The sequence below is a fragment of the Vibrio sinensis genome, from assembly GCF_003605645.1.
Taxonomy (GTDB): Bacteria; Pseudomonadota; Gammaproteobacteria; order Enterobacterales; family Vibrionaceae; genus Vibrio; species Vibrio sinensis.
The window spans coordinates 111553-133383 of sequence record NZ_QVMU01000007.1 but is presented as its reverse complement, the minus strand read 5'-3'; the positions used below and the strand labels follow the sequence as shown (position 1 = coordinate 133383).

Annotated in this window: 20 protein-coding genes; 15 read left to right on the top strand and 5 right to left on the bottom strand. The window is 43.6% G+C overall.

The genetic code is table 11. The features are described from left to right. The first annotated feature begins 15 nt into the window (after positions 1 to 15). The 12 genes from DZ860_RS10155 (at position 16) to DZ860_RS10100 (ending at position 12539) form a co-directional block, all read left to right on the top strand. The gene (locus DZ860_RS10155) at positions 16 to 525 is read left to right on the top strand and encodes an OmpH family outer membrane protein (RefSeq protein ID WP_120030873.1); all 510 of its coding nucleotides are present in this window, start codon (positions 16 to 18) and stop codon (positions 523 to 525) included. Positions 526 to 531: 6 nt separating this feature from the next. Further along, positions 532 to 1563, top strand: a complete 1032-nt coding sequence (gene lpxD, locus DZ860_RS10150) for a UDP-3-O-(3-hydroxymyristoyl)glucosamine N-acyltransferase (protein WP_120030871.1) — start codon at positions 532 to 534, stop codon at positions 1561 to 1563. Positions 1564 to 1723: 160 nt separating this feature from the next. Next, entirely contained in the window at positions 1724 to 2176 is a 453-nt protein-coding gene (gene fabZ / locus DZ860_RS10145; RefSeq protein ID WP_120030999.1) for a 3-hydroxyacyl-ACP dehydratase FabZ, read from the top strand. A gap of 1 nt (position 2177) precedes the next feature. Further along, positions 2178 to 2966 carry an acyl-ACP--UDP-N-acetylglucosamine O-acyltransferase gene (lpxA, locus tag DZ860_RS10140; RefSeq protein WP_120030870.1) on the top strand — a complete coding sequence of 263 codons (789 nt, stop codon included), beginning with the start codon at positions 2178 to 2180 and terminating at the stop codon, positions 2964 to 2966. A 79-nt stretch (positions 2967 to 3045) separates the two neighbouring features. Further along, complete coding sequence (gene lpxB, locus DZ860_RS10135) at positions 3046 to 4194, top strand: lipid-A-disaccharide synthase (protein WP_120030868.1); 1149 nt, start codon at positions 3046 to 3048, stop codon at positions 4192 to 4194. Between the two features lie 7 nt (positions 4195 to 4201). Beyond that, positions 4202 to 4819, top strand: a complete 618-nt coding sequence (rnhB, locus tag DZ860_RS10130; RefSeq protein WP_120030866.1) for a ribonuclease HII — start codon at positions 4202 to 4204, stop codon at positions 4817 to 4819. A 69-nt stretch (positions 4820 to 4888) separates the two neighbouring features. Further along, positions 4889 to 8368 carry a DNA polymerase III subunit alpha gene (gene dnaE, locus DZ860_RS10125; RefSeq protein ID WP_120030864.1) on the top strand — a complete coding sequence of 1160 codons (3480 nt, stop codon included), beginning with the start codon at positions 4889 to 4891 and terminating at the stop codon, positions 8366 to 8368. A gap of 35 nt (positions 8369 to 8403) precedes the next feature. Continuing rightward, complete coding sequence (accA, locus tag DZ860_RS10120; RefSeq protein ID WP_120030862.1) at positions 8404 to 9363, top strand: acetyl-CoA carboxylase carboxyl transferase subunit alpha; 960 nt, start codon at positions 8404 to 8406, stop codon at positions 9361 to 9363. A gap of 110 nt (positions 9364 to 9473) precedes the next feature. Beyond that, positions 9474 to 10790 carry a tRNA lysidine(34) synthetase TilS gene (gene tilS, locus DZ860_RS10115; protein ID WP_120030861.1) on the top strand — a complete coding sequence of 439 codons (1317 nt, stop codon included), beginning with the start codon at positions 9474 to 9476 and terminating at the stop codon, positions 10788 to 10790. An 80-nt stretch (positions 10791 to 10870) separates the two neighbouring features. Further along, the gene (locus DZ860_RS10110; RefSeq protein ID WP_120030859.1) at positions 10871 to 11185 is read left to right on the top strand and encodes a c-type cytochrome; all 315 of its coding nucleotides are present in this window, start codon (positions 10871 to 10873) and stop codon (positions 11183 to 11185) included. Between the two features lie 133 nt (positions 11186 to 11318). Continuing rightward, on the top strand, positions 11319 to 11657 hold the full coding sequence (gene glnB, locus DZ860_RS10105; protein ID WP_005593356.1) for a nitrogen regulatory protein P-II: 339 nt from the start codon (positions 11319 to 11321) through the stop codon (positions 11655 to 11657). A 30-nt stretch (positions 11658 to 11687) separates the two neighbouring features. Beyond that, positions 11688 to 12539 (top strand): endonuclease/exonuclease/phosphatase family protein, encoded by an 852-nt coding sequence (locus DZ860_RS10100; protein WP_120030857.1) that lies wholly within the window; start codon positions 11688 to 11690, stop codon positions 12537 to 12539. 35 nt (positions 12540 to 12574) lie between these two features. Here DZ860_RS10100 and DZ860_RS10095 read toward each other — a convergent pair whose 3' ends face one another. The 3 genes from DZ860_RS10095 to gloB form a co-directional block, all read right to left on the bottom strand. Beyond that, positions 12575 to 13261 carry a YIP1 family protein gene (locus DZ860_RS10095; protein WP_120030855.1) on the bottom strand — a complete coding sequence of 229 codons (687 nt, stop codon included), beginning with the start codon at positions 13259 to 13261 and terminating at the stop codon, positions 12575 to 12577. Further along, positions 13258 to 14829, bottom strand: coding sequence for a LysM peptidoglycan-binding domain-containing protein (locus tag DZ860_RS10090; protein WP_120030853.1), 1572 nt, complete (start codon positions 14827 to 14829; stop codon positions 13258 to 13260). Before DZ860_RS10090 ends, DZ860_RS10095 begins: the two co-directional genes overlap by 4 nt. Positions 14830 to 14899: 70 nt before the next feature. Further along, entirely contained in the window at positions 14900 to 15658 is a 759-nt protein-coding gene (gene gloB / locus DZ860_RS10085) for a hydroxyacylglutathione hydrolase (RefSeq protein ID WP_120030851.1), read from the bottom strand. Between the two features lie 37 nt (positions 15659 to 15695). On the opposite strand from gloB, the gene DZ860_RS10080 reads away from it, so the two are divergent. Continuing rightward, entirely contained in the window at positions 15696 to 16445 is a 750-nt protein-coding gene (locus DZ860_RS10080; RefSeq protein ID WP_120030849.1) for a class I SAM-dependent methyltransferase, read from the top strand. 13 nt (positions 16446 to 16458) lie between these two features. Here the strand turns inward: DZ860_RS10080 and rnhA are convergent, their stop codons facing one another. Then, the gene (gene rnhA / locus DZ860_RS10075; RefSeq protein ID WP_120030847.1) at positions 16459 to 16929 is read right to left on the bottom strand and encodes a ribonuclease HI; all 471 of its coding nucleotides are present in this window, start codon (positions 16927 to 16929) and stop codon (positions 16459 to 16461) included. 55 nt (positions 16930 to 16984) lie between these two features. On the opposite strand from rnhA, the gene dnaQ reads away from it, so the two are divergent. Continuing rightward, positions 16985 to 17722 (top strand): DNA polymerase III subunit epsilon, encoded by a 738-nt coding sequence (gene dnaQ, locus DZ860_RS10070; protein WP_120030845.1) that lies wholly within the window; start codon positions 16985 to 16987, stop codon positions 17720 to 17722. 5 nt (positions 17723 to 17727) lie between these two features. Next, positions 17728 to 18981 carry a TIGR03503 family protein gene (locus tag DZ860_RS10065; protein ID WP_243641840.1) on the top strand — a complete coding sequence of 418 codons (1254 nt, stop codon included), beginning with the start codon at positions 17728 to 17730 and terminating at the stop codon, positions 18979 to 18981. Positions 18982 to 19089: 108 nt separating this feature from the next. On the opposite strand, the gene fadE is transcribed toward DZ860_RS10065, so the two are convergent. Next, the gene (fadE, locus tag DZ860_RS10060) at positions 19090 to 21537 is read right to left on the bottom strand and encodes an acyl-CoA dehydrogenase FadE (protein ID WP_120030841.1); all 2448 of its coding nucleotides are present in this window, start codon (positions 21535 to 21537) and stop codon (positions 19090 to 19092) included. Positions 21538 to 21831 lie beyond the last annotated feature (294 nt).

Here is a 21831-nt window from a genome sequence, read left to right as displayed (position 1 = left end):
ACAAAGGAAAATACAGTGAACAAAACGATTAAAGCGGCGGGCCTTAGCCTTGTGGTAATGACGTCATCTTTCTTTGCAAATGCGGCTGAAGCTACGCAGAAAATTGGCTACATTAACACTGCACAAGTATTTCAAGCGCTTCCGCAGCGTGAAGCTGTGCTGCAAAAAATGCAATCTGAGTTTAAAGGTAAAGCTGATGAACTGAAGTCAATTCAAGCTCAAGCTAAAACGAAAATTGAGAAGTTGAAGCGTGATGGCGAATTGCTAAGTGCTGAAGAAGTTGAAAAGCTGCGTATTGAAATTGGTCAACTTGATAGTAAGTATAAAATTAAGGGTCAAGCACTAGAGCAAGCTTCTGCTCGTCGTGAAGCTCAAGAAAAACAAAAGCTATTTAAGATCATTCAAGATGCAGTGAAAAAAGTAGCGGAGAAGGAAGGTTACGATATGGTGATTGATATCCAAACAATGCAATACGGTAAACCTGAATTCAATATCTCAGAAAAAGTTATCAAAGAATTAAAATAAGCGATTATGGCAGTACTGACTTTAGCCGAATTGGCAACGATTACAAGGGGAGAGCTTCATGGAGACGCCGATGCGGTGGTTTCTATGGTTGCTCCAATGGATAAAGCAAAAGCGGGTGATGTGACATTTTTGTCCAACCCTAAATATGCAAAACACCTAGGTGAATGCCAAGCGACCGTTGTGATGATTAAGGCAGCACAACGTGATCTTTGCCAAGGCAATGCATTGGTCGTAGACGACCCTTATGTTGCTTTTGCGAAAGTGGCTCAAGCTTTAGATACTACGCCTAAAGCCGCACAAGGTATTGCGCCATCTGCTGTCGTTGCAGCTGATGTGAAGCTAGGGACTAATGTTTCGATTGGTGCAAATGCGGTAGTTGAATCTGGTGTTGAACTGGGCGACAACGTCGTGATTGGTGCTGGCTGTTTTATTGGTCAGAATGCGAAATTGGGTAATAACACACAGCTTTGGGCTAATGTGAGTATTTACCATCGCGTTGAATTAGGCAGTGACTGTCTAGTGCAATCAAACACCGTTATCGGTTCAGATGGTTTTGGTTATGCGAACGATAAAGGTGAGTGGGTTAAAATCCCACAGCTTGGCTCTGTTCGTATCGGTAATCGTGTTGAAATCGGTTCATGTACCACGATTGACCGTGGTGCACTAGATGACACGATAATCGAAGATAACGTAATCATCGATAACCAAATTCAAATCGCTCATAATGTAAAAATTGGCTACGGTACAGCGATGGCTGGCGGCACTGTAGTTGCTGGTAGTACGACTATTGGTAAATACTGCATTATTGGTGGCGCGACCGTAATCAATGGTCATATCGAGATTGTTGATGGTGTAACCATCACTGGTATGGGCATGGTGATGCGTAGCATTGAAGAAAAAGGAATGTACTCATCAGGTATTCCTCTTCAAAGCAATAAAGAGTGGCGTAAGACAGCCGCTCGTGTACACCGTATCGATGACATGAATAAACGCCTTAAAGCGGTTGAAAGATTGCTTAATCAAGACGCAAAAGCTTAAGCCATTCGTTTAAATGAAAAAAGGCTCGCTGACTAGCGAGTCTTTTTTATCAAATTTCACCAAAATTAATTCGAGCTCAAACGAGCAACTTGAATTGGCTTGGGTATATAATATTTGCATTGCGAAGATATTTTTAAGACTTAACCATAGGAATATGACTTTGACTACTGAAAAGAAAACGATGACTATTACAGAGATCCAAGAGCTGTTGCCGCATCGCTACCCTTTTTTGCTGATTGATCGTGTTATAGATTTCCAAGAAGAAAAACATTTAACTGCAATCAAAAACGTATCAGTAAACGAACCACAATTTACCGGTCATTTCCCACAACTTCCTGTTTTCCCAGGTGTGTTAATTTTGGAAGCGATGGCTCAAGCAACAGGCTTGTTGGCATTTAAATCCTTTGGCGCCCCATCTGGTAATGAACTTTACTATTTTGCGAGTGTTGATAACGCGAAATTCCGTAAGCCAGTGACGCCTGGTGACCAGCTTGTAATCGAAGTTGAATTTGTAAAAGAGCGTCGTGGTATTGCTGCGTTTAAATGTGCTGCGAAAGTAGACGGTGACGTAGTTTGTTCGGCTGATTTGAAGTGTGCTCGTCGAGAGTTTTAATATGATTCATGAAACCGCTCAAATCCACCCATCTGCGGTGGTAGAAGATGGCGCCAAAATTGGTGCAAATGTAACAGTTGGTCCTTTTACCTACATCACAGCAAATGTTGAGATCGGTGATGGTACTGAAGTTATGTCACACGTTGTGATTAAAGGTCACACCGTGATTGGTAAAGATAACCGTATTTTCCCATTCGCTATTATTGGTGAAGAAAACCAAGATAAAAAATATGGTGGTGAAGATACGACAGTGGTTGTCGGTGATCGTAATGTGATCCGTGAAAGCGTTCAGATTCATCGCGGAACAACACAAGACAAAGCGACGACAGTAATCGGCAACGATAACCTGCTGTGTGTGAATGCGCACATTGCTCACGATGTTATTGTTGGTAACCACACGCATATTGGTAATAACTCTATTTTGGGTGGCCATGTGACGGTTGGTGATTATGCTGGTGTCATGGCATTGTCTGCGATCCATCCATTCTGTAGTGTCGGTGCTTATGCCTACATTGGCGGTTGTTCTGCCGTTGTTCAAGATGTACTTCCTTATGTGCTTGCACAAGGTAACCATGCATCACCATTTGGTTTGAACCTTGTTGGTTTGAAACGTAATGGTTTTGAAAAGCCAGAGCTTCGTGCATTACAAAAAGCGTATAAAGAGATTTATCGTTCAGGCAAAACAATGGAAGAAGTGAAGCCAGTTCTTGCAGAAATGGCCCAAGAATTCCCATCAATAGCACCAATGCTAGAGATGATTGAAACGACTGAACGTGGCATTATTCGCTAACGTTGATATGTGATAGATAAAAAGATCGCAGCTGAACGGTTGCGGTCTTTTTGTGTTTTTAAGCTTAGGTGATTCAACTATGGAAAGACCACTAAGAATCGGTATTGTTGCCGGCGAGTTATCAGGAGATATCTTGGGTGAGGGCTTTATTCAAGCAATCAAAGCGCAATACCCAGATGCAGAGTTTGTTGGTATTGGCGGCCCCAAAATGATGGCTCAAGGTTGTCAGTCGCTGTTCGATATGGAAGAACTGTCCGTGATGGGACTCGTTGAAGTTCTTGGTCGTTTACCTCGATTGCTGAAAGTCAAAGCTGAGTTAGTCCGCTATTTTACTGACAACCCACCGGATGTTTTTGTTGGTATCGATGCGCCTGACTTTAACTTGCGTTTAGAACTTGACCTTAAAAAGGCTGGGATCAAAACAGTACACTATGTTAGCCCATCGGTTTGGGCATGGCGTCAGAAGCGAATTCATAACATTGCCGCCGCAACTAACTTGGTTCTAGCATTTTTACCTTTTGAAAAAGCGTTTTACGATAAATTTAATGTTCCTTGTGAGTTTATCGGTCACACATTGGCCGATGCTATTCCTCTAACATCGGATAAAGGCCCTGCTCGTGAAATTCTAAATTTAGAGCAAAATAAGCAGTGGTTAGCCGTTTTACCTGGTAGCCGAGGCAACGAATTAAAAATGCTCTCTGAGCCCTTTATACGCGCATGCCAATTACTTCATCAACGCTATCCAGATCTTGGTTTCGTCGTTGCTTTAGTGAACGAAAAGCGCCGGGTACAGTTTGAGCAAGCATGGCAAGCGATCGCTCCAGAACTTGATTTTGTATTGGTTAACGATACCGCACGTAACGTAATAACAGCTTCAGATGCAGTGATGCTAGCATCAGGCACAGTAGCCCTCGAATGTATGCTGATAAAGCGACCTATGGTCGTGGGTTATCGTGTTAATGCGATAACGGCATTTATCGCTAAACGTTTAGTGAAAACCAAATTTGTTTCGTTGCCAAATATTTTGGCAGATGAAGAGTTGGTGAAAGAGTACTTACTTGAAGAATGTACGCCAGAGAATTTAGCTAACGAAGTATCAAGATTATTTGATGGTGGGGGTGATGCGATGATTAAACGGTTTACCGAAATGCATCACTGGATCCGCAAAGATGCCGATCGCCAGGCTGCAAATGCAGTGATCAAATTGATCGGAAAAGAAAATAGATAGAATTATTATGACAAAAGAAAAAGTAGAGCTTCCACCATTTGAATACCCATTAGGTTACCAATTGATCGCGGGCGTTGATGAAGTTGGCCGTGGTCCGTTAGTTGGTGATGTTGTTACTGCCGCTGTGATCTTAGACCCGAATAATCCGATTGAAGGACTCAATGATTCGAAAAAGCTAAGTGAGAAGAAACGCTTGGCGCTATTGCCAGAAATTAAAGAAAAAGCACTCGCTTGGGCTGTCGGTCGTTGTTCACCGGAAGAAATCGATAACTTGAATATCTTGCAAGCAACCATGGTTGCAATGCAGCGAGCGATTGCTGGTTTACATATACAGCCAGATCTTGCGCTGATTGATGGTAATCGAACGCCGCAGTTACCAATGGATGCAATAGCCGTTGTGAAAGGGGATTTACGGGTCGCTCAAATCAGTGCGGCCTCTATTATCGCTAAAGTTGTGCGTGACCAAGAAATGGAGGAGCTAGATAAGCTGCATCCAGAATTTGGTTTTGCTAAGCATAAAGGTTACCCAACTAAAGCGCATTTTGCTGCCATTGAGCAACACGGTGTGATTGACCAACACCGTAAAAGTTTTAAACCAGTGAAAAAAGCACTCGGCCTAGAGTAACAATCGCGAGAGCATTCGCGTAAAATAATCGATTAAAGATCTTAAAGTGTAATACCTCGGAAATAGTTAATGTCAGATCCTAAGTTTGTCCACCTTCGAATTCATAGTGATTATTCCATGGTAGATGGCCTATCTAAAGTGCCACCCTTGGTAAAAAAAGTCGCTGAAATGGGCATGCCAGCCATGGCTCTTACTGACTTTACCAACTTGTGTGGTTTGGTTAAGTACTATGGAACAGCGCACAGCTGTGGCGTGAAACCTATCGTAGGTGCCGATTTTATAATGCAGTCGAGTGAGTTTGGTGATGAACTAACAAAATTGACGGTATTAGCAGCGGATAATGAGGGTTACAAAAACCTGACATTACTGATTTCTGAAGCCTATCTGCGTGGACATGTTCAACATCAGCCCGTTATTGATAAAGAGTGGTTGATAAAACACGCTGCAGGTTTGATTATTTTATCAGGGGGACGAAGCGGCGAGATTGGCAAAGCGTTATTGAAAGGTAACCATAAGCTCGTTGAGCAGTGCGTTGAGTTTTACCAAACGTATTTTCCTGATCGCTTTTATCTAGAATTGACTCGTACTGGTCGAGCCGATGAAGAGTCTTATCTTCACTTTGCACTCGATCTTGCTGAGCAGACTGATTTACCCGTTGTGGCAACCAATGAAGTGGTCTTCTTGACGGAAGAGTCATTCGACGCGCACGAAATTCGTGTTGCGATTCATGACGGTTATACGTTAGAAGATCCACGTAGACCTAAAAATTACAGCCCTCAGCAATACTTGCGTAGTGTTGATGAAATGTGTGAGCTATTTGCTGACATTCCTGAAGCGTTACAAAATAGCGTAGAAATTGCTAAGCGTTGTAATGTCACCGTACGTCTAGATGAATATTTCCTCCCCGCATTCCCAACAGAGGGAATGAAAGAGACGGAATTTTTAGTCTTAAAATCTCAGGAAGGCCTAGAAGAGCGTTTGGAGTTTCTATTTCCAGATCCTCAAGTTCGTGCAGAACGCCGACCAGAGTACGATGAGCGATTGCAGATCGAGTTAGAAGTAATTAATAACATGGGATTCCCTGGTTACTTCTTGATCGTAATGGAGTTTATCCAGTGGTCAAAAGATAACTTGATTCCAGTTGGTCCTGGGCGAGGGTCGGGTGCTGGTTCACTTGTAGCCTACGCACTAAAAATTACAGATCTTGATCCATTAGAATATGACCTGCTGTTTGAGCGATTCTTAAACCCTGAACGTGTCTCCATGCCCGATTTCGACGTCGACTTCTGTATGGATAAGCGTGATCAGGTGATTGATCACGTCGCTGAAATGTATGGTCGCGATGCGGTATCTCAGATCATTACTTTTGGTACGATGGCGGCAAAAGCGGTAATTCGCGATGTGGGCCGAGTACTCGGACATCCATTTGGTTTTGTTGACCGTATTTCAAAGCTCATTCCACCTGATCCAGGTATGACGCTAGAAAAAGCATTCGTTGCTGAACCTGCGTTACCTGAACTGTACAAAAATGACGAAGAAGTCAAAGAACTGATCGACATGTGTCGTATCTTGGAAGGCTGTACTCGAAACGCAGGTAAGCATGCTGGTGGTGTGGTTATTTCACCAACAACCATTACAGATTTTGCACCGATTTATGCTGATGCGGAAGGGCACTTCCCCGTTACACAATTTGACAAGAACGATGTTGAAACGGCCGGCTTGGTTAAGTTTGACTTCTTGGGGTTACGTACTCTAACCATTATTGACTGGGCGCTAGGGTTGATTAACCCTCGTTTAGAAAAAGAGGGTAAAGAGCCCGTTCGCATTGAATCAATTCCATTAATCGATGAGGCTTCATTCCGCGTTCTACAAAACTCGGAAACGACTGCGGTATTCCAGCTTGAATCTCGTGGGATGAAAGATCTGATCAAACGTCTTCAGCCTGACTGTTTTGAAGATATTATCGCATTGGTGGCTTTGTTCCGCCCAGGCCCGCTACAATCGGGCATGGTAGACAACTTTATCGACCGAAAACATGGTCGTGAAGCCATCTCTTACCCAGATGAAAAATGGCAACATGAATCTTTAAAAGAGATCCTTGATCCAACGTACGGTATCATCTTATACCAAGAACAAGTTATGCAGATTGCACAGGTTCTTGCGGGTTATACGCTTGGTGGGGCGGATATGCTTCGTCGTGCGATGGGTAAGAAAAAGCCAGAAGAAATGGCCAAGCAGCGTGGCACGTTCGAAGAAGGGGCGATTGCGAACGGCGTTGATGGCGAGTTGTCGATGAAAATCTTCGACTTGGTAGAGAAGTTCGCAGGTTATGGTTTTAACAAATCACACTCTGCCGCATACGCACTGGTCTCTTATCAAACATTGTGGCTTAAAACCCATTATCCAGCCGAATTTATGGCAGCAGTAATGACTGCCGATATGGATAACACCGAAAAAGTCGTAGGCTTGGTCGATGAATGTATCCGTATGAAAATTAAACTTCTTCCACCAGATATTAACTCGGGTTTATACAGATTTAACGTTGATGAAAATGGTGCAATTGTTTATGGCATTGGTGCAATCAAAGGCGTTGGTGAGGGACCGATTGAAGCGATTTTAGCGGCGCGTAATAAAGACGGCTACTTTAAAGACTTGTTTGACTTCTGTGCGCGTATCGATCTTAAGAAAGTGAATAAACGAGTTATAGAAAAACTCATTTATGCGGGAGCGCTGGATCGCCTTGGTCCACATCGAGCTGCTATGATGGCTTCACTAAATGATGCTGTTAAGGCAGCAAGCCAGCATCATCAAGCGGAAGCATTTGGTCAATCAGATCTATTCGGTGTACTAACTGAAGCCCCAGAAGAGGTTGAGCATAAATATACTAAAGTTCCGCCTTGGCCTGAAAAAGTATGGCTTGAGGGTGAACGTGAGACATTAGGCTTGTATCTTACAGGTCACCCAATCAACGCATACATTAAAGAATTGGGTAAATATACGAGCTGTCGCTTAAAAGACGCGACGCCGACTCGCCGAGACCAATCATTAACGATTGCTGGCTTGGTTATCGCAGCACGAGTTATGACCACGAAGCGTGGTACTCGCATTGGCTTGCTGACGTTGGACGACCGAAGTGGTCGAATGGAAGTGATGCTTTACTCAGATGCGCTTGATCGTTATGCAGAATTGTTAGAAACCGATCGAATTTTGGTGATTTCTGGACAGGTCAGCTTTGATGATTTTAATGGTGGTCTTAAAATGTCTGCACGTGAGATGATGGATCTTGGTGCAGCTCGTGAAAAATTTGCTCGGGGCTTATCCATCTCGATAGATGAATCACAAATAGACAACCAATTTTTTGAGCGTTTCAGTCAAATACTAGAACCTCATCGGGCAGGGTCAGTTCCTGTCCATGTATACTACCAGCGAGCCGATGCACGAGCACGCCTAACGCTGGGTACTGAATGGCGAGTTACGCCTAGTGACTCCCTATTGGATGACTTAAAACAGTTACTTGGTAATAACCAGGTAGAACTCGAATTTAACTAAGTTCGTGAAATAAACGAACCACAAAGGATCTATAGATGAGCCTGAATTTTCTAGAATTTGAAAAGCCTATCGCAGAACTTGAAGCTAAAATTGAAGCGTTACGTGATGTATCTCGTCATGGGGGTGACTCAGGTGTCGATCTTGCAAAAGAGATCGAGCAGCTTGAAAAGAAAAGTTTAGAGCTTAAAAAGAAAACATTTAGTGATTTAGGCGCATGGGAAACAGCACAGTTAGCTCGTCATCCTAAACGTCCTTATACCCTTGATTATATTGAGCACGTGTTTACTGAGTTTGATGAACTAGCGGGTGATCGCGCTTATGCTGATGATAAAGCAATCGTGGGTGGTATGGCTCGCCTTGAAGGCCGTCCAGTGATGATTATCGGTCACCAAAAAGGTCGCGAAACCAAAGAGAAAGTGAAGCGTAACTTCGGTATGCCAAAACCTGAGGGTTATCGTAAAGCGTTACGTTTAATGAAAATGGCTGAACGCTTCAACATGCCGATTATCACGTTTATCGATACAGCGGGTGCTTATCCTGGTGTTGGCGCGGAAGAACGTGGTCAGTCAGAAGCGATTGCAACCAACTTGAAAGTAATGGCTGGCTTGAAAGTGCCAGTGATTTGTAACGTTGTTGGTGAGGGTGGCTCTGGTGGCGCTTTAGCTATCGGTGTTGGTGACTATGTAAACATGCTTCAGTACTCAACCTATGCGGTAATTTCACCGGAAGGTTGTGCTTCTATTTTATGGCGTGACTCTGATAAAGCCCCACAAGCTGCTGAAGCGATGGGCCTAGTTGCTCCTCGTCTAAAAGAGCTTGAGCTTATCGATGAAATTATCGAAGAGCCATTAGGCGGTGCGCATCGTGATTATGTGCAAATGGCAGCAAACATGAAAGACGTATTGGTTAAACAGCTCGATGAACTAGAGCAGTTTGAACAAGATGTGCTACTTGAACGTCGTTATCAACGTTTAATGAACTACGGCTACTGTTAATTGCGATTAGCATAGAAATTGATATAAAAGGCTGAACATTGTTTCAGCCTTTTTCTTTTCTGTGCGCAAGCAGTTAAAATAACACCACCCTGAGCGAACCGACATTAATTATGTGTGATTTATACACTCACTTTCATTCTTTGCTTCATACACATCACCGTAAAGGGACTCGTTGCATTCTCGGGTTTAGCGGTGGTGTGGACTCGCGCGTAGTATTGGAATTACTTAATCGTTACAGAACAGAAACCCAGTTAGAGTTTTTGGCTGTTTACGTGCATCATGGCTTAAGTGCAAATGCAGATCAGTGGCAGCAACAGTGTCAGAAATGGTGTGAGGAAAAGCTGATCCCATTTGTCGCAGAAAGAGTTCAGCTAGAAACAGGAAGCGGCATCAGTTTGGAAGCTAGTGCACGAGATGCTCGTTATGCGGCTTTAGCAAAACATGTTGGTGAGGGCGATATTTTACTAACAGGTCAACATGCGGATGATCAGATTGAAACCTTTTTACTTGCGTTGAAGCGAGGCAGTGGTCCCAAAGGTTTATCGGCAATGGCGCAACATGCCCCTTTTGCTGAGGGTACCTTGCTGCGTCCTCTTTTGCAGGTCAGCAGAAAGGAGATAGAGAGTTATGCGTTCTCTCATCAATTGCAGTGGGTGGAAGATGAAAGCAATGCGGATACACGCTTTGACCGAAACTACTTACGCCACCAAGTTGTTCCGACTCTTTCACAACGTTGGCCGAGTATTTATCAATCAGTACAGCGTTCAGCGCAGTTATGTGCAGAACAAGAATTATTACTTGATCAGCTGCTTGAAAGCAAATTAGCACAAGCAATACATATTGATGGCAGTATAAATATTGCAGACTTAGCCAGTGAAAGCGAATTGCTGCGTAATCGATTGATTCGAATGTGGTTTTCTAACCAGCAACAAGTGATGCCAAGTCGAGATCACTTGCATCGTTTATGGCATCAAGTTGCTCTTTCTCAGCAAGATGCCAATCCACAACTTAACCTTCGCGGAGTTCAAGTTCGCCGTTTCTGTCAGCGTCTCTACTTAGTGAAAGAGCATAGTGATATTTCCCATTGGCAGCACTCTTTGACCCTTGGTGATGCTTTGCTTCTTCCTGAACAGCTAGGAACCTTAACCGTTGCTGAAAACCAGAGTGGTACGATAGCTTTGACCAACGAACAGTTACATCAGCTATATGTTGTGTTTAATCCGGAGGGGTTGAAAGCTCATCCAAGTGACCGTGGGCACAGCCGTAAATTAAAGAAACTGTTTCAAGAGCTTGGCGTACCTAGTTGGTTACGTCGCCGTACTCCTATTTTAATGTGTGGTGATTGTGTGGTTGCGGTTGCGGATCTGTTTGTCGATAAAGCATTTATCGGTCAAGGATGTGAACTTATCTGGGACAAGCAATTGTAAATTATGTAAAAATAAAGTGATCAATACATAATATATAACCAAAACCTAAGACATATAGGTTAGCCATATAAGGATGAGCAATGAAAAAAATAGTGTTGAGCATGCTGACCATTGCAGGCGTATTTAGTGGTCAGGCATTGGCCGCTGGGGATATTGCAGCAGGACAAGCCAAGGCAGCGGTTTGTGCTGCGTGTCATGGCGCAGATGGAATCGCAATGATCCCGGGATATCCTAACCTTAAAGGTCAGAATGAGCAGTATTTAGCTTTGTCGTTAAACGCTTACAAAAAGCAAGAGCGAACCGGTGGCTTAGCGGCAGTGATGCAAGCGCAAGCTTCAATGCTAAATGATGCTGATATTGCGAACTTAGCGGCTTATTATTCAAGCCTAAAGTGATTGTTGTGATATCAGGCTTTTTTAGGAAAGGTTGAACTCAACGCACGATAAGCCTAAGCTATTTTGCTTGGGCTTTTTATTGCCTGTGTATCATGGGATAATGGACCAAATAATTGACGTTTAAGGGATGAACATGAAAAAGATAGAAGCAATTATCAAGCCTTTTAAACTGGACGATGTTCGTGAAGCGCTAGCGGAAGTTGGCATTACAGGCATGACCGTCTCTGAAGTAAAAGGTTTTGGTCGTCAGAAAGGCCATACCGAGCTATATCGTGGCGCGGAATACATGGTGGACTTTCTACCGAAAGTAAAACTAGAGATTGTGGTCACTGATGACGTGGCAGACCAGTGTGTTGATACGATCATTGAAACAGCACAAACAGGTAAAATTGGTGATGGCAAAATATTCATTACCAGTGTGGAACGTGTTGTACGTATTCGTACAGGCGAAGAAGACGAAGATGCAATTTAAAACCAAAGAGCCAATCGGCTCTTTTTTATTATGAAAAAACGAAATTTAACTTTACTCCTATGCGTGATATTTACTATTGCGCTGATCACTGTTCAAGTGATCTTTACTTTGCCTGATAGCGCTAAAGTCACCACCATTTCGGAATCGAGTTCAGCACCTATTCCTGAGCTTGCTTGTTATCGTAATGCTTCACCGAAACCATTAGATGTGGATGGCAAGATCAATCTGTTAGTGTGGAATATCTACAAGCAAAATCGAGAAAACTGGCAACAAGCCTTGGGGCAATACTCGCAGGGACGGCAATTAGTTTTGCTTCAAGAAGCAAACATGACGCCAGACTTGAAAGCTTGGATCGCGACTAAGATGTGGAATGGTAATCAAGTTGAAGCTTTCAAAGCGTTTGATAGTACAGCTGGAGTGCTAAATCTAGCACCAGAGCTGCCAAAATTGGCTTGTGCTTATACTGAGCTAGAGCCATGGCTTCGTTTGCCTAAATCCGGGCTCTATGCCACTTATGCGCTCTCGAACGGAGCGTCATTAGCCGTGGTTAATATTCATGCGGTGAATTTCACGTTTGGAACACAAGAGTATCAACACCAATTGAGCGTTCTGATTAACGAGCTCAAGCATCACCAAGGTCCCATTATTGTAGCGGGTGACTTTAACAGTTGGAGTGAAAGTCGGGTGGCAGTGATGAGTCAGGTGTTGGGGAGTATTGGTGTGAAAGAGGTTCACTTCTCTCCTGATCATCGTGTGCAATTTGTCACAGGACTCGCGTTAGATCATGTATTTGTTCGTGGATTAAAGGTAGATAAAGCAGAGGCACCTCAAACGGATGCCTCTGATCATAACCCATTGCTTGTCGAGCTGAGCTTACCTTAATCACTGACTAACGAAAGTCATCAATAACGAATACGTTAAAAAATTAAGATAAATATTGCCCAAAAAAAGTAGTAACCAAGCCATGGTAGGGCTGAAATAACCAAGGCTTGTCCTCGCTCGAACTCTGTCCATGAAATCACAGCTGCGTAGCCTAATGCGATATACCAAGGCAGAAGTAATGGGAATGCACTTGCAAACGCAGACCAATCATTACTTGGTGGTAATTTTAATAGCCCGTTTAAGCTATTGAGGTCTGCTGCATAGGTCATGACATAACCATGGTTAAGCAATACCGAAACGTAACTGGCTAAATCGCCCAACACTGCTGGAAATAGGATCACAGCACTGGCTGCGACCCAACGCCAATAACCATGTTGGTGCTGACTCGGTTTAGTTGCAAGCTTGAACCAAAAAGCCAACATCAGAATGGTTATTGTCCGATAGGTGATGTCTTGAATTATCTCCATAGCCATAAGGGTATTCGCATCTAGCAACTCAAGTTGTTGCGGAGTGAGATCGACCATTTGGCTTGATAACGTCTTAAATAACCAATCAAAATTTACAAGATCAAAGTACGCTCCCCAAAAAAGGAAAGGGCTAATGATCAAGAAAATATACGGTTGCCAGCCCCACATTCCTCGTTGGTGAAGTGCTAAAAAACACGCGCTTGGAGAGCGGAATATATCAACCAACATGATAAGTGGGTTACTTGATGGCATCATACACTAACCTTGGTGACGTCGACGTAGAGCTTAAGTTTTTGACCTGGTTGCAGATATTTTTTCTTGTGTAAGCTGTTCCATTTAACAATGTCTTGGCTCTTCACTTTGAACTTACTTGCGATACCACTGATCGTGTCACCAGAGCGTACATTATAGAAAACCGTACGAATAATTGCGCCATCCGCACCGTTTTTCCAAATCACTAATTTTTGCCCAACACGCAATGTGTCTCTCGGACCCATTCCATTCCATTTAGCTAAAGATTGATGAGATACTTTGTTCGCCTTAGCAATACTCCATAAACTATCGCCACTTTTTACTGTGTGCGTTAGTTTAATTTGACCACGTGCTTTCGCTTGTGTTTTTTGCAGTCGATTTGAAGCGGTTAGCGTGTACGCTGAGTTGCCTTTGGTCGATGCTGGAATTAATAAATGCTGGCCAACTCGAATATTATTGCCTTTTAGGCCGTTCGCAGTACGAATTACAGCCGTTGTCGTTTTATATTTATTCGCGAGAACACTTAATGTATCCCCCGACTTAACTTTATAACGAACAACCGTCATTCCCTTACCGCGATTTTTCGATAGCTCTTTGTTGAAGCGATCAACACTATGGATTGGCAACATTAGCTGATGAGGGCCATTCGGTGCCGTTGCCCACTGGTTGTAAGCAGGGTTGAGCGCCTGAAGTTCTGAGACTGAAATGCCGGCATATTGTGCCGCGATAGCTAAATCCAGTTGCTCTTGAGGTTTCACCACTTGTACTACGGGTTTGTTCGCAATTGGTGGTAGTTTTAAACCGTACTTCTCTTGATTGGCGATGACATCAGCCAGTGCTAGTAACTTAGGTACGTAGCTGCTGGTCTCTTTTGGTAGACGCAGAGAGAAGAAATCCGTTGGTTTGCCTACTTTTTTGTTGGCACGAATTGCACTCGATACTCGACCACCACCGCTGTTATAAGCGGCAATTGCATGATCCCAATTACCATTAAAACGTTTATTCAGATCAGTTAGAAAATCCAATGCAGCATCAGTTGATGCGTTGACATCACGACGACCGTCATACCAATAGTTTTGATTTAAGCCGTACATTTTCCCTGTTGATGGGACAAACTGCCATAGGCCTGCTGCACTGCCATGAGAATAGGCAAAAGCATCGAAAGAGCTTTCAACAACAGGTAATAGGGCGAGTTCCATTGGCAAGCCACGTTTCTCAATCTTATCAACGATTAAGTACATAAATGGTTGTGCGCGTTGGGAAACCGTTTTTAAATGGCTAGGGTGTTTTAAATACCATTTACGGTAGTAGTCGACCTTTTTTTGATCGGGTATCTGCATTTGCAGCTGCATAGCGATACGTTGCCACACGTCCTCTTGGTTTTGAGGCGTCTCAATAGGTTGAGGTGGCACAGGTTCTTTCACCTCAACAACTGGAGGTGTTACCGGCTTCACTACTTTTGGTAGTGATGTATCTGTCGTCGTTTCATTTGACGCAGTTGTGGTGGGCTGGGTTAGTTGGCAACCTGACAATAAAAGCAGTCCCAAAACCCAGCTGTGTGTTACTCGCATTGTACAGCCCTTCTTTTCAATGGCTGCTGATAATACTTGTCTCCCTATAGGAGTGACAAGAAACAAAATGCTAAAATTCGTTCTTCCACTGGCGTAGGGCGGTAAAGACTGATAGGGGATCGCGATGTGAAGTGCGATTGCTGACTGATTTTATGACACTTTCTTGATCAACGCGCAGAAATGGATTGATCCACTTTTCTTGCCGTATGGTAGTTGGTAATGTGGCTTGGTTTTGAGCGCGCATACGGTTTACTTGGTCACGATAGTTATGTAATAACCGGTTGTCAGGTTCAACCGCAAGGGCAAAGGCGACATTGCTCGCGGTGTATTCATGGGCACAATAAACTTCGGTTTCTTCTGGTAGTGCTGCTAACTTGTTCAAAGATTGATGCATTTGCTCCATCGTACCCTCAAATACTCTGCCACAACCGGCTGAGAATAGCGTATCGCCACAGAAAAGCTTGCCATCACCGACATAAGCGATGTGACCATGTGTGTGACCCGGTAGTCCTATCACTAAAAAAATCTCACCAAATAAGTCAATTTGGTCGCCGTCTTCAACCTCGTGGGTTAAAGTAGGAATAGGATCATGAGCTGGGCCAACGATGTCTACATTAGGAAAACGTCTTTGCAATGCAGAGATACCGCCGATATGGTCGTTGTGATGGTGGGTGATCAAGATGGCATCTAAATTGAGATCGTACTTGTCTAAATAATCAAGTACGGGTTGTGCGTCACCAGGATCAACGACAGCACAGCGGCATTCATCATCTTGTATCAACCAGATGTAATTATCATTAAATGCGGGTATGCTTTTGATGTTTAGCATGATCGTATCTCCAGTATCAAGGTGAAGCAGGTTAGGAATGAAGCCAGCACACAGCAAACGAAAATTAGAAACCCCGTATTCATGGTCACAATTGAAAAATGGCCAATGGGTAAGTGACTCAATTCAAACACGCCTTGATGAGTGGTGTCCAAGGTTATTTGGCTACCATTTGCTTAAGCTTGGTGGTCTAAGCTGTGAATTAACCAGTTTTAATTGCAATATTCAACATCAAGTTAGTGTTGACCACCATAATCCTCTGCACAATGTGATTGCTGATGGTTGTGACCTCCCTTTCATTGAGAAAAGCTTTGATGCTGTGATTCTCGCTCATCAATTAGATTTTTGTACTGACCCGCATCGATTACTGCGTGAAGTTGATAGAGTGATGATTGATGATGGCTACATTATCATCTCTGGTTTCAATCCTATCAGCTTTATTGGTTTGGCGAGCTTTATGCCGTGGCGTAAAAACGATCTTCCTTGGAGCGGTCGTATGTTTACACCAGCACGAGTAAAAGATTGGTTGAGTATTCTTAATTACCAAGTGATTGAGTGTGACAGTTATGCCTTGTTTCCGATGCAAAATTGCAGAACCATGTGGACATGGCTAGAGAGCGGAATAGGAGATTGGGCTAACGTATTTGGTAGTGCTTATTTTATCGTGGCTCGAAAGCGGACATATCCGTTGAAACCTATCAAGCCACATTGGCACTTAAAACGAAAACTGACACCGGTAAATGTTAATTACAGCATCAAGCCCAAATCGTCATCATACTTACGAAAGTAGTGACGTTCCTGTATCAACTTGGGTTCGGGATGTAGCCAGTGTCTTCTTGGGTTGGGTTTTCTGCTGCCGTTCGAGCTAATTCATCGCACATCTCATTTTCACGATGGCCAGCGTGGCCTTTTACCCAGCGCCAGTCAACATGGTGACGTTGTGATTCATGGTCGAGCATTTTCCATAAGTCGGCATTTTTTACCGGCTTTTTGTCTGATGTTTTCCAATCCCTTTTTTTCCAATTATGGATCCACTGCATGATGCCTTGACGAACGTATTGGCTATCTGTGGTGAGAATGACATTGCATGGTTCTTTGAGTGCTTGCAAAGCCACAATGGTTGCGAGCATTTCCATGCGATTGTTGGTTGTCATCGTATATCCTTGGGCAAGCGTCTTTTCGGTCTGCTTATAACGCAATACGATACCGTAACCACCAGGTCCTGGATTACCTAAACAAGAACCATCTGTGAAAATTTCCACTTGTTTCGTCATGATTTGATACTATTGGGGTTCACACATAATTCCATAGTCTGACATATAGCTCGCAATGAATACCAGTAACAATTCTAATCAGCATCGCATCGTGGTTCTTGATACCGAAACCACCGGTATGAACCTTGAGGGCGGCCCTCATTATCAAGGGCATCGTATTGTCGAAATCGGTGCGGTTGAAATCATCAACCGTAAACTGACCGGTCGTCATTTTCACGTTTACATCAAACCGGATCGTGAAATTCAGTCCGAGGCGGTAGAAATTCATGGTATTACAGATGAGTTCTTGTTGGATAAACCAGAATACCGTGACGTACATGAAGAGTTTCTCGACTTCATTAAAGGCGCTGAGTTAGTTGCTCATAATGCGCCCTTCGACGTGGGCTTTATGGATTATGAGTTTGGTATGCTCAATCCAGCTATTGGTAAAACCACAGACTATTGTAAGGTTACCGATACTCTTGCCATGGCGAAGAAAATCTTCCCGGGCAAACGAAATAACCTTGATATCTTGTGTGACCGTTATGGCATAGATAACTCTCACCGAACGCTCCACGGCGCATTGCTCGATGCGGAGATCCTAGCTGACGTTTACTTATTAATGACCGGTGGCCAAACGTCATTGCAATTTAATGCGGGGAATTCGAGCGAGACGGGAGGTGAGTCAATAAAACGCGTCACTTCTGAGCGAAAAGCACTAAAGGTTTTACATGCAACGGCCGATGAAATAGAAGCACATCAAAGTCGATTAGATTTGGTCGCAAAGAGCGGAAACTGCCTTTGGCGCCAATAGGAGAAATGAAATTGAGGATTTGGTTCGCCCTGATGGGCATGATAATGACGAGTGTTTGTTATGCTTCTAATTCGTCCTCAATTTCATTACTTGATAACCGATTTCGAGTTGATCCTAGTATAGAGCAAATCACCTTTGTTATTTATCGTGCAGAACGTTCTAAGCCAGTTGTGTTAGTGCGTCCAGATGGAAGAAAATATTACGCACAGCGAAGCCCTGACAATGTACGCTGGTATCAAGAATCGGCGATGGACATCGTCACTATTGATAATCCGATGCCAGGCCCATGGCAGGCGATAGGTAAAGTCACACCTAAAAATAAAATCAAACTGATTTCACACCTGAAGCTCTCGTCACAGCAGTTACCTAATCGCTTATTCGAAGGGGAAGAGATCAAGTTTACCGCCCGATTAACCTCTGATGGTCAGCCGTTAATTTTGCGTGATTTTCTTGATCGAGTGAAGTTGATGGTGACGTTTAGCAAGTATGTGCCAGATGAAGAGAATTTAAGTGAAGAGGCTCGCCCAATTCCTAAGTTATTGGGTGAATTTTCCGATGACGGTCGGGGTCTAGATGAGTACCCAGGTGATGGGGTGTTTACCGTGTCTTTACCAATAGGGACTCAACCGGGTAAGTACCGAGTTCGGATCACTTCTGGTAATGGGGTGTTCTTAAGAGCTCAGGAACAAGTAGTTCTTGTTTACCCAACGCCGATTGAAGCATCTTTTATTCAATCGAGAAAAGAGGACGATCCGCATCATGTGATCATCTCTGGTGAGCAAGGAATGATTATACCCGGGTCAATAGTGACTCATATCGAACATTCGCGTGACAATGGTGAAACACAACTGGTAGAGGGCATTGCTGAGCCAGATAGTAATAAAACCGATTTGCTGATTGCTAACGATGGCGACTATGGACATTACACGTGGGACGGAAAGGTCTATGCGACAGAAGCGGGGTCCAAAAGGCCATTGTATTTCCCGCTAAAAGAGAAAGCATACAACGTTGTTAAAGAAATTGACCTTGCTGAAGTGAAACGAATGCGGGAGCTTGAGGAGTTGGAACAGAAAAAACGACTTGAGCAGCAGCGTATTATTCAATTACGTGAAGAGCAACGTTCTCGCAGCATAATGTTCATTGTGATTGGCAATGTAATTGTTCTGATTTTAGGCATCGTCGTGTGGTTTGTGAAACGGAAGATTAAGGCGAAGAAAGCCGCGATTCCAGAAATGCAGTTAGAAATGCCGAAGAAATAAAGCGTTAATCGTTTACAAATCTTAACTGATTAAAAAGGGCTGCAAATTGCAGCCCTTTGTCATTTTAGTCGATCTTGTTAGTAGACGTTCACATTCGTTTACGTGGCGTTATGCTACTTCCCCCATTGCTGGAGAATAATTCGCTTTTGCTGCGAGCTCTTGCGGTGAAAAATCATCAACGTTGATAACATACAAACGTTGTTTTTCAGCTTCTATCAATATTTCAGCTTCAGATTGACTGATAATACCTTTTTCCAATCCGATCGTTGCGATGCTATCGAGCCCAACGAATGGACGGCGCTCGTCAATCGCTTTACAAATCGTTTTAAAGATAGGTTCAGCAGAAAGAATCACTTCTAGTGCATGCTCAATTCTGCCAGCAGGGTTAAATTCAGTAGCATTTAAATATTGGTTTCTGCCAAGACGAGAGCGGGTCTCTGATGGCGTTTGAATAATTTGTGCTACCTTGCTATCGAGTTTGTCATTTGGAGCTCTTCTTACTTGACCAAATGGCATTAACACGACTCTTAGTGCTTTTGCTACCCAGCGATTAGGGAAGTTAGCTAATAACTCATCAATCGCTTGTTCCGTTTGATGTAGGCTATCTTGAAGCCCCCAGTGAACCAATGGTAAATCTTCTGCATGACGCCCCTCTTCATCAAAGCGCTTCAATGTAGCAGAGCTAAGATAAAGCTGGCTAAGAACATCACCTAAACGTGCAGAAATGCGTTCTTTACGTTTTAGAGAGCCACCGAGCGTTGCCATCGATATGTCAGATAACAAGGCAATATTAGCGCTATAGCGATTGAGTTGTTGATAGTAACGTTGTGTTTGATCATTAACCGGTGCTGGAGAGAAGCGACCGTCGGTTAGACCTAACCAGAAACTACGAACAAAATTACTCAGTGCAAAACTGACATGTCCTGCGATTGCCGCATCAAATTGCTGTAATGCATGGCTATCTGTTGAGTAAGCTGCTTCCATTTCTTTTAAAACATATGGATGGCAACGAATAGCACCTTGGCCATAGATGATCATAGAACGAGTCAGTATATTGGCGCCTTCAACGGTAATAGCAATCGGTGCGCCCTGATAGCTACGAGCAAGGAAGTTAGATGGACCTAAACAAATGCCCTTCCCGCCGACGATGTCCATTGCATCGATAATGCTGCGTTGACCTCTATGGGTGCAATGGTATTTCACAATCGCAGAAATAACCGATGGTTTTTCGCCTAAATCAATACCGGCTACAGTAAGGCTACTTGCCGCGTCCATAACATAAGCATTACCCGCTAAGCGTGCTAATGGCTCTTCAACCCCCTCCATCTGTCCAATCGGTTGTTTGAACTGACGACGAATTCGAGCGTAAGCTCCAGTTGCTAGTGCCGCTGATTTTATTCCGCCGGTTGAATTTGATGGAAGGGTGATTCCGCGACCGACTGATAGACACTCGACAAGCATACGCCAGCCTTGGCCTGCCATTTTCTGGCCACCGATAATAAAATCGATCGGTACAAATAGATCTTGTGCTTGGGTTGGGCCGTTTTGGAATGGTACGTTGAGTGGGAAGTGACGGTTACCAATCTCTACGCCCTTAAGGTGTGTTGGAATAAGAGCACAGGTGATACCAAGCTCAGGTTTGTCTCCCAGTAGTCCATCAGGATCTCGCAATTTAAATGCAAGTCCAAGTACGGTTGCGACAGGTGCTAGTGTGATGTAGCGTTTGTTCCAAGTTAGACGCATACCAAGCACCTGCTTTCCTTCCCATTCGCCGTGACAGACGATACCGTAGTCTGGGATTGAGCCAGCATCAGAGCCCGCTTCCGGGCTAGTCAGAGCAAAACAAGGAATCTCTTTACCCGCAGCAAGGCGTGGTAAGTAATGATCTTTTTGTTCTTGGGTTCCATAGTGCTGTAGAAGTTCACCAGGGCCTAAAGAATTAGGCACACCAACGGTAGAAGAAAGTACGCTAGAGACACCAGTTAGTTTTTGTAATACCAGTGATTGAGCATAAGCCGAGAATTCTAAACCGCCATATTGCTTTTTAATGATCATGGCAAAGAACTTGTGGTCTTTAAGGTATTGCCATATATGAGGCGGTAGATCTGCAAGTTCGTGCGTGACTTGGTAATCATTGACCATTGAGCAGACTTCACTAACCGGGCCATCAAGAAATGCTTGTTCTTCTTGGCTTAGGGTTGGCGCTTTAATGTCATGAAGCTTGTTCCAGTCAGGATTTCCTTTAAATAGATCCGCTTCCCACCAAACCGTACCCGCATCCAATGCTTCCTTCTCTGTTTGAGACATAGCTGGTAAGACTTTTCTAAACAGAATAAGCGCTTTAGCACTGATCAGGGGTTGGCGTAGCTGTGGGACAGAAATAAGTGCGGCAATAAAAATGAAAACGAGCCAGCTTATTGTACCGACAGAACCGAACCACGATAGCAACAGCATCGTGGTGGTTAATGTCACGAGCGATACGATCAGGGAAGACCGGTGATATAGGCATACTGAGAGTACAGCAGCGAAAAAAAGTATAGAGAGCAAGATATCCATGTCATGTTTTCCTTTTCAGACTTGTTATTGTCTGTTTCTGATAAGAGGTCTAACCAGTTAAATTGTAATCGACTTATTAATAAAATGTAAAACATGAAATTGTTTAAAAAGTGATCCGAGTAGAGTGAAAAACCTAATTCTGTCGAATCAAGCGGTCTTTGTGGGCATGAAAAGAGAAGAAAGCGTGAAATGTTAGAGCTATGCTATCGACAGTGACATTTGTTTGAGTAAACTCAGATAAGGTTAGGGGCTGTTTTTTGCAGCTCTCATTGAAAAGATTTTAAAGAGAATGCT

Bases quoted from the DNA above. Each gene is read 5' to 3' on its own strand.
- lpxD (WP_120030871.1), top strand. From the start codon at position 532: ATGGCAGTACTGACTTTAGCCGAATTGGCAACGATTACAAGGGGAGAG.
- lpxA (WP_120030870.1), top strand. From the start codon at position 2,178: ATGATTCATGAAACCGCTCAAATCCACCCATCTGCGGTGGTAGAAGAT.
- lpxB (WP_120030868.1), top strand. From the start codon at position 3,046: ATGGAAAGACCACTAAGAATCGGTATTGTTGCCGGCGAGTTATCAGGA.
- rnhB (WP_120030866.1), top strand. From the start codon at position 4,202: ATGACAAAAGAAAAAGTAGAGCTTCCACCATTTGAATACCCATTAGGT.
- dnaE (WP_120030864.1), top strand. From the start codon at position 4,889: ATGTCAGATCCTAAGTTTGTCCACCTTCGAATTCATAGTGATTATTCC.
- accA (WP_120030862.1), top strand. From the start codon at position 8,404: ATGAGCCTGAATTTTCTAGAATTTGAAAAGCCTATCGCAGAACTTGAA.
- tilS (WP_120030861.1), top strand. From the start codon at position 9,474: ATGTGTGATTTATACACTCACTTTCATTCTTTGCTTCATACACATCAC.
- DZ860_RS10110 (WP_120030859.1), top strand. From the start codon at position 10,871: ATGAAAAAAATAGTGTTGAGCATGCTGACCATTGCAGGCGTATTTAGT.
- glnB (WP_005593356.1), top strand. From the start codon at position 11,319: ATGAAAAAGATAGAAGCAATTATCAAGCCTTTTAAACTGGACGATGTT.
- DZ860_RS10100 (WP_120030857.1), top strand. From the start codon at position 11,688: ATGAAAAAACGAAATTTAACTTTACTCCTATGCGTGATATTTACTATT.
- DZ860_RS10095 (WP_120030855.1), bottom strand. From the start codon at position 13,261: ATGATGCCATCAAGTAACCCACTTATCATGTTGGTTGATATATTCCGC.
- DZ860_RS10090 (WP_120030853.1), bottom strand. From the start codon at position 14,829: ATGCGAGTAACACACAGCTGGGTTTTGGGACTGCTTTTATTGTCAGGT.
- gloB (WP_120030851.1), bottom strand. From the start codon at position 15,658: ATGCTAAACATCAAAAGCATACCCGCATTTAATGATAATTACATCTGG.
- DZ860_RS10080 (WP_120030849.1), top strand. From the start codon at position 15,696: ATGAAGCCAGCACACAGCAAACGAAAATTAGAAACCCCGTATTCATGG.
- rnhA (WP_120030847.1), bottom strand. From the start codon at position 16,929: ATGACGAAACAAGTGGAAATTTTCACAGATGGTTCTTGTTTAGGTAAT.
- dnaQ (WP_120030845.1), top strand. From the start codon at position 16,985: ATGAATACCAGTAACAATTCTAATCAGCATCGCATCGTGGTTCTTGAT.
- DZ860_RS10065 (WP_243641840.1), top strand. From the start codon at position 17,728: ATGAAATTGAGGATTTGGTTCGCCCTGATGGGCATGATAATGACGAGT.
- fadE (WP_120030841.1), bottom strand. From the start codon at position 21,537: ATGGATATCTTGCTCTCTATACTTTTTTTCGCTGCTGTACTCTCAGTA.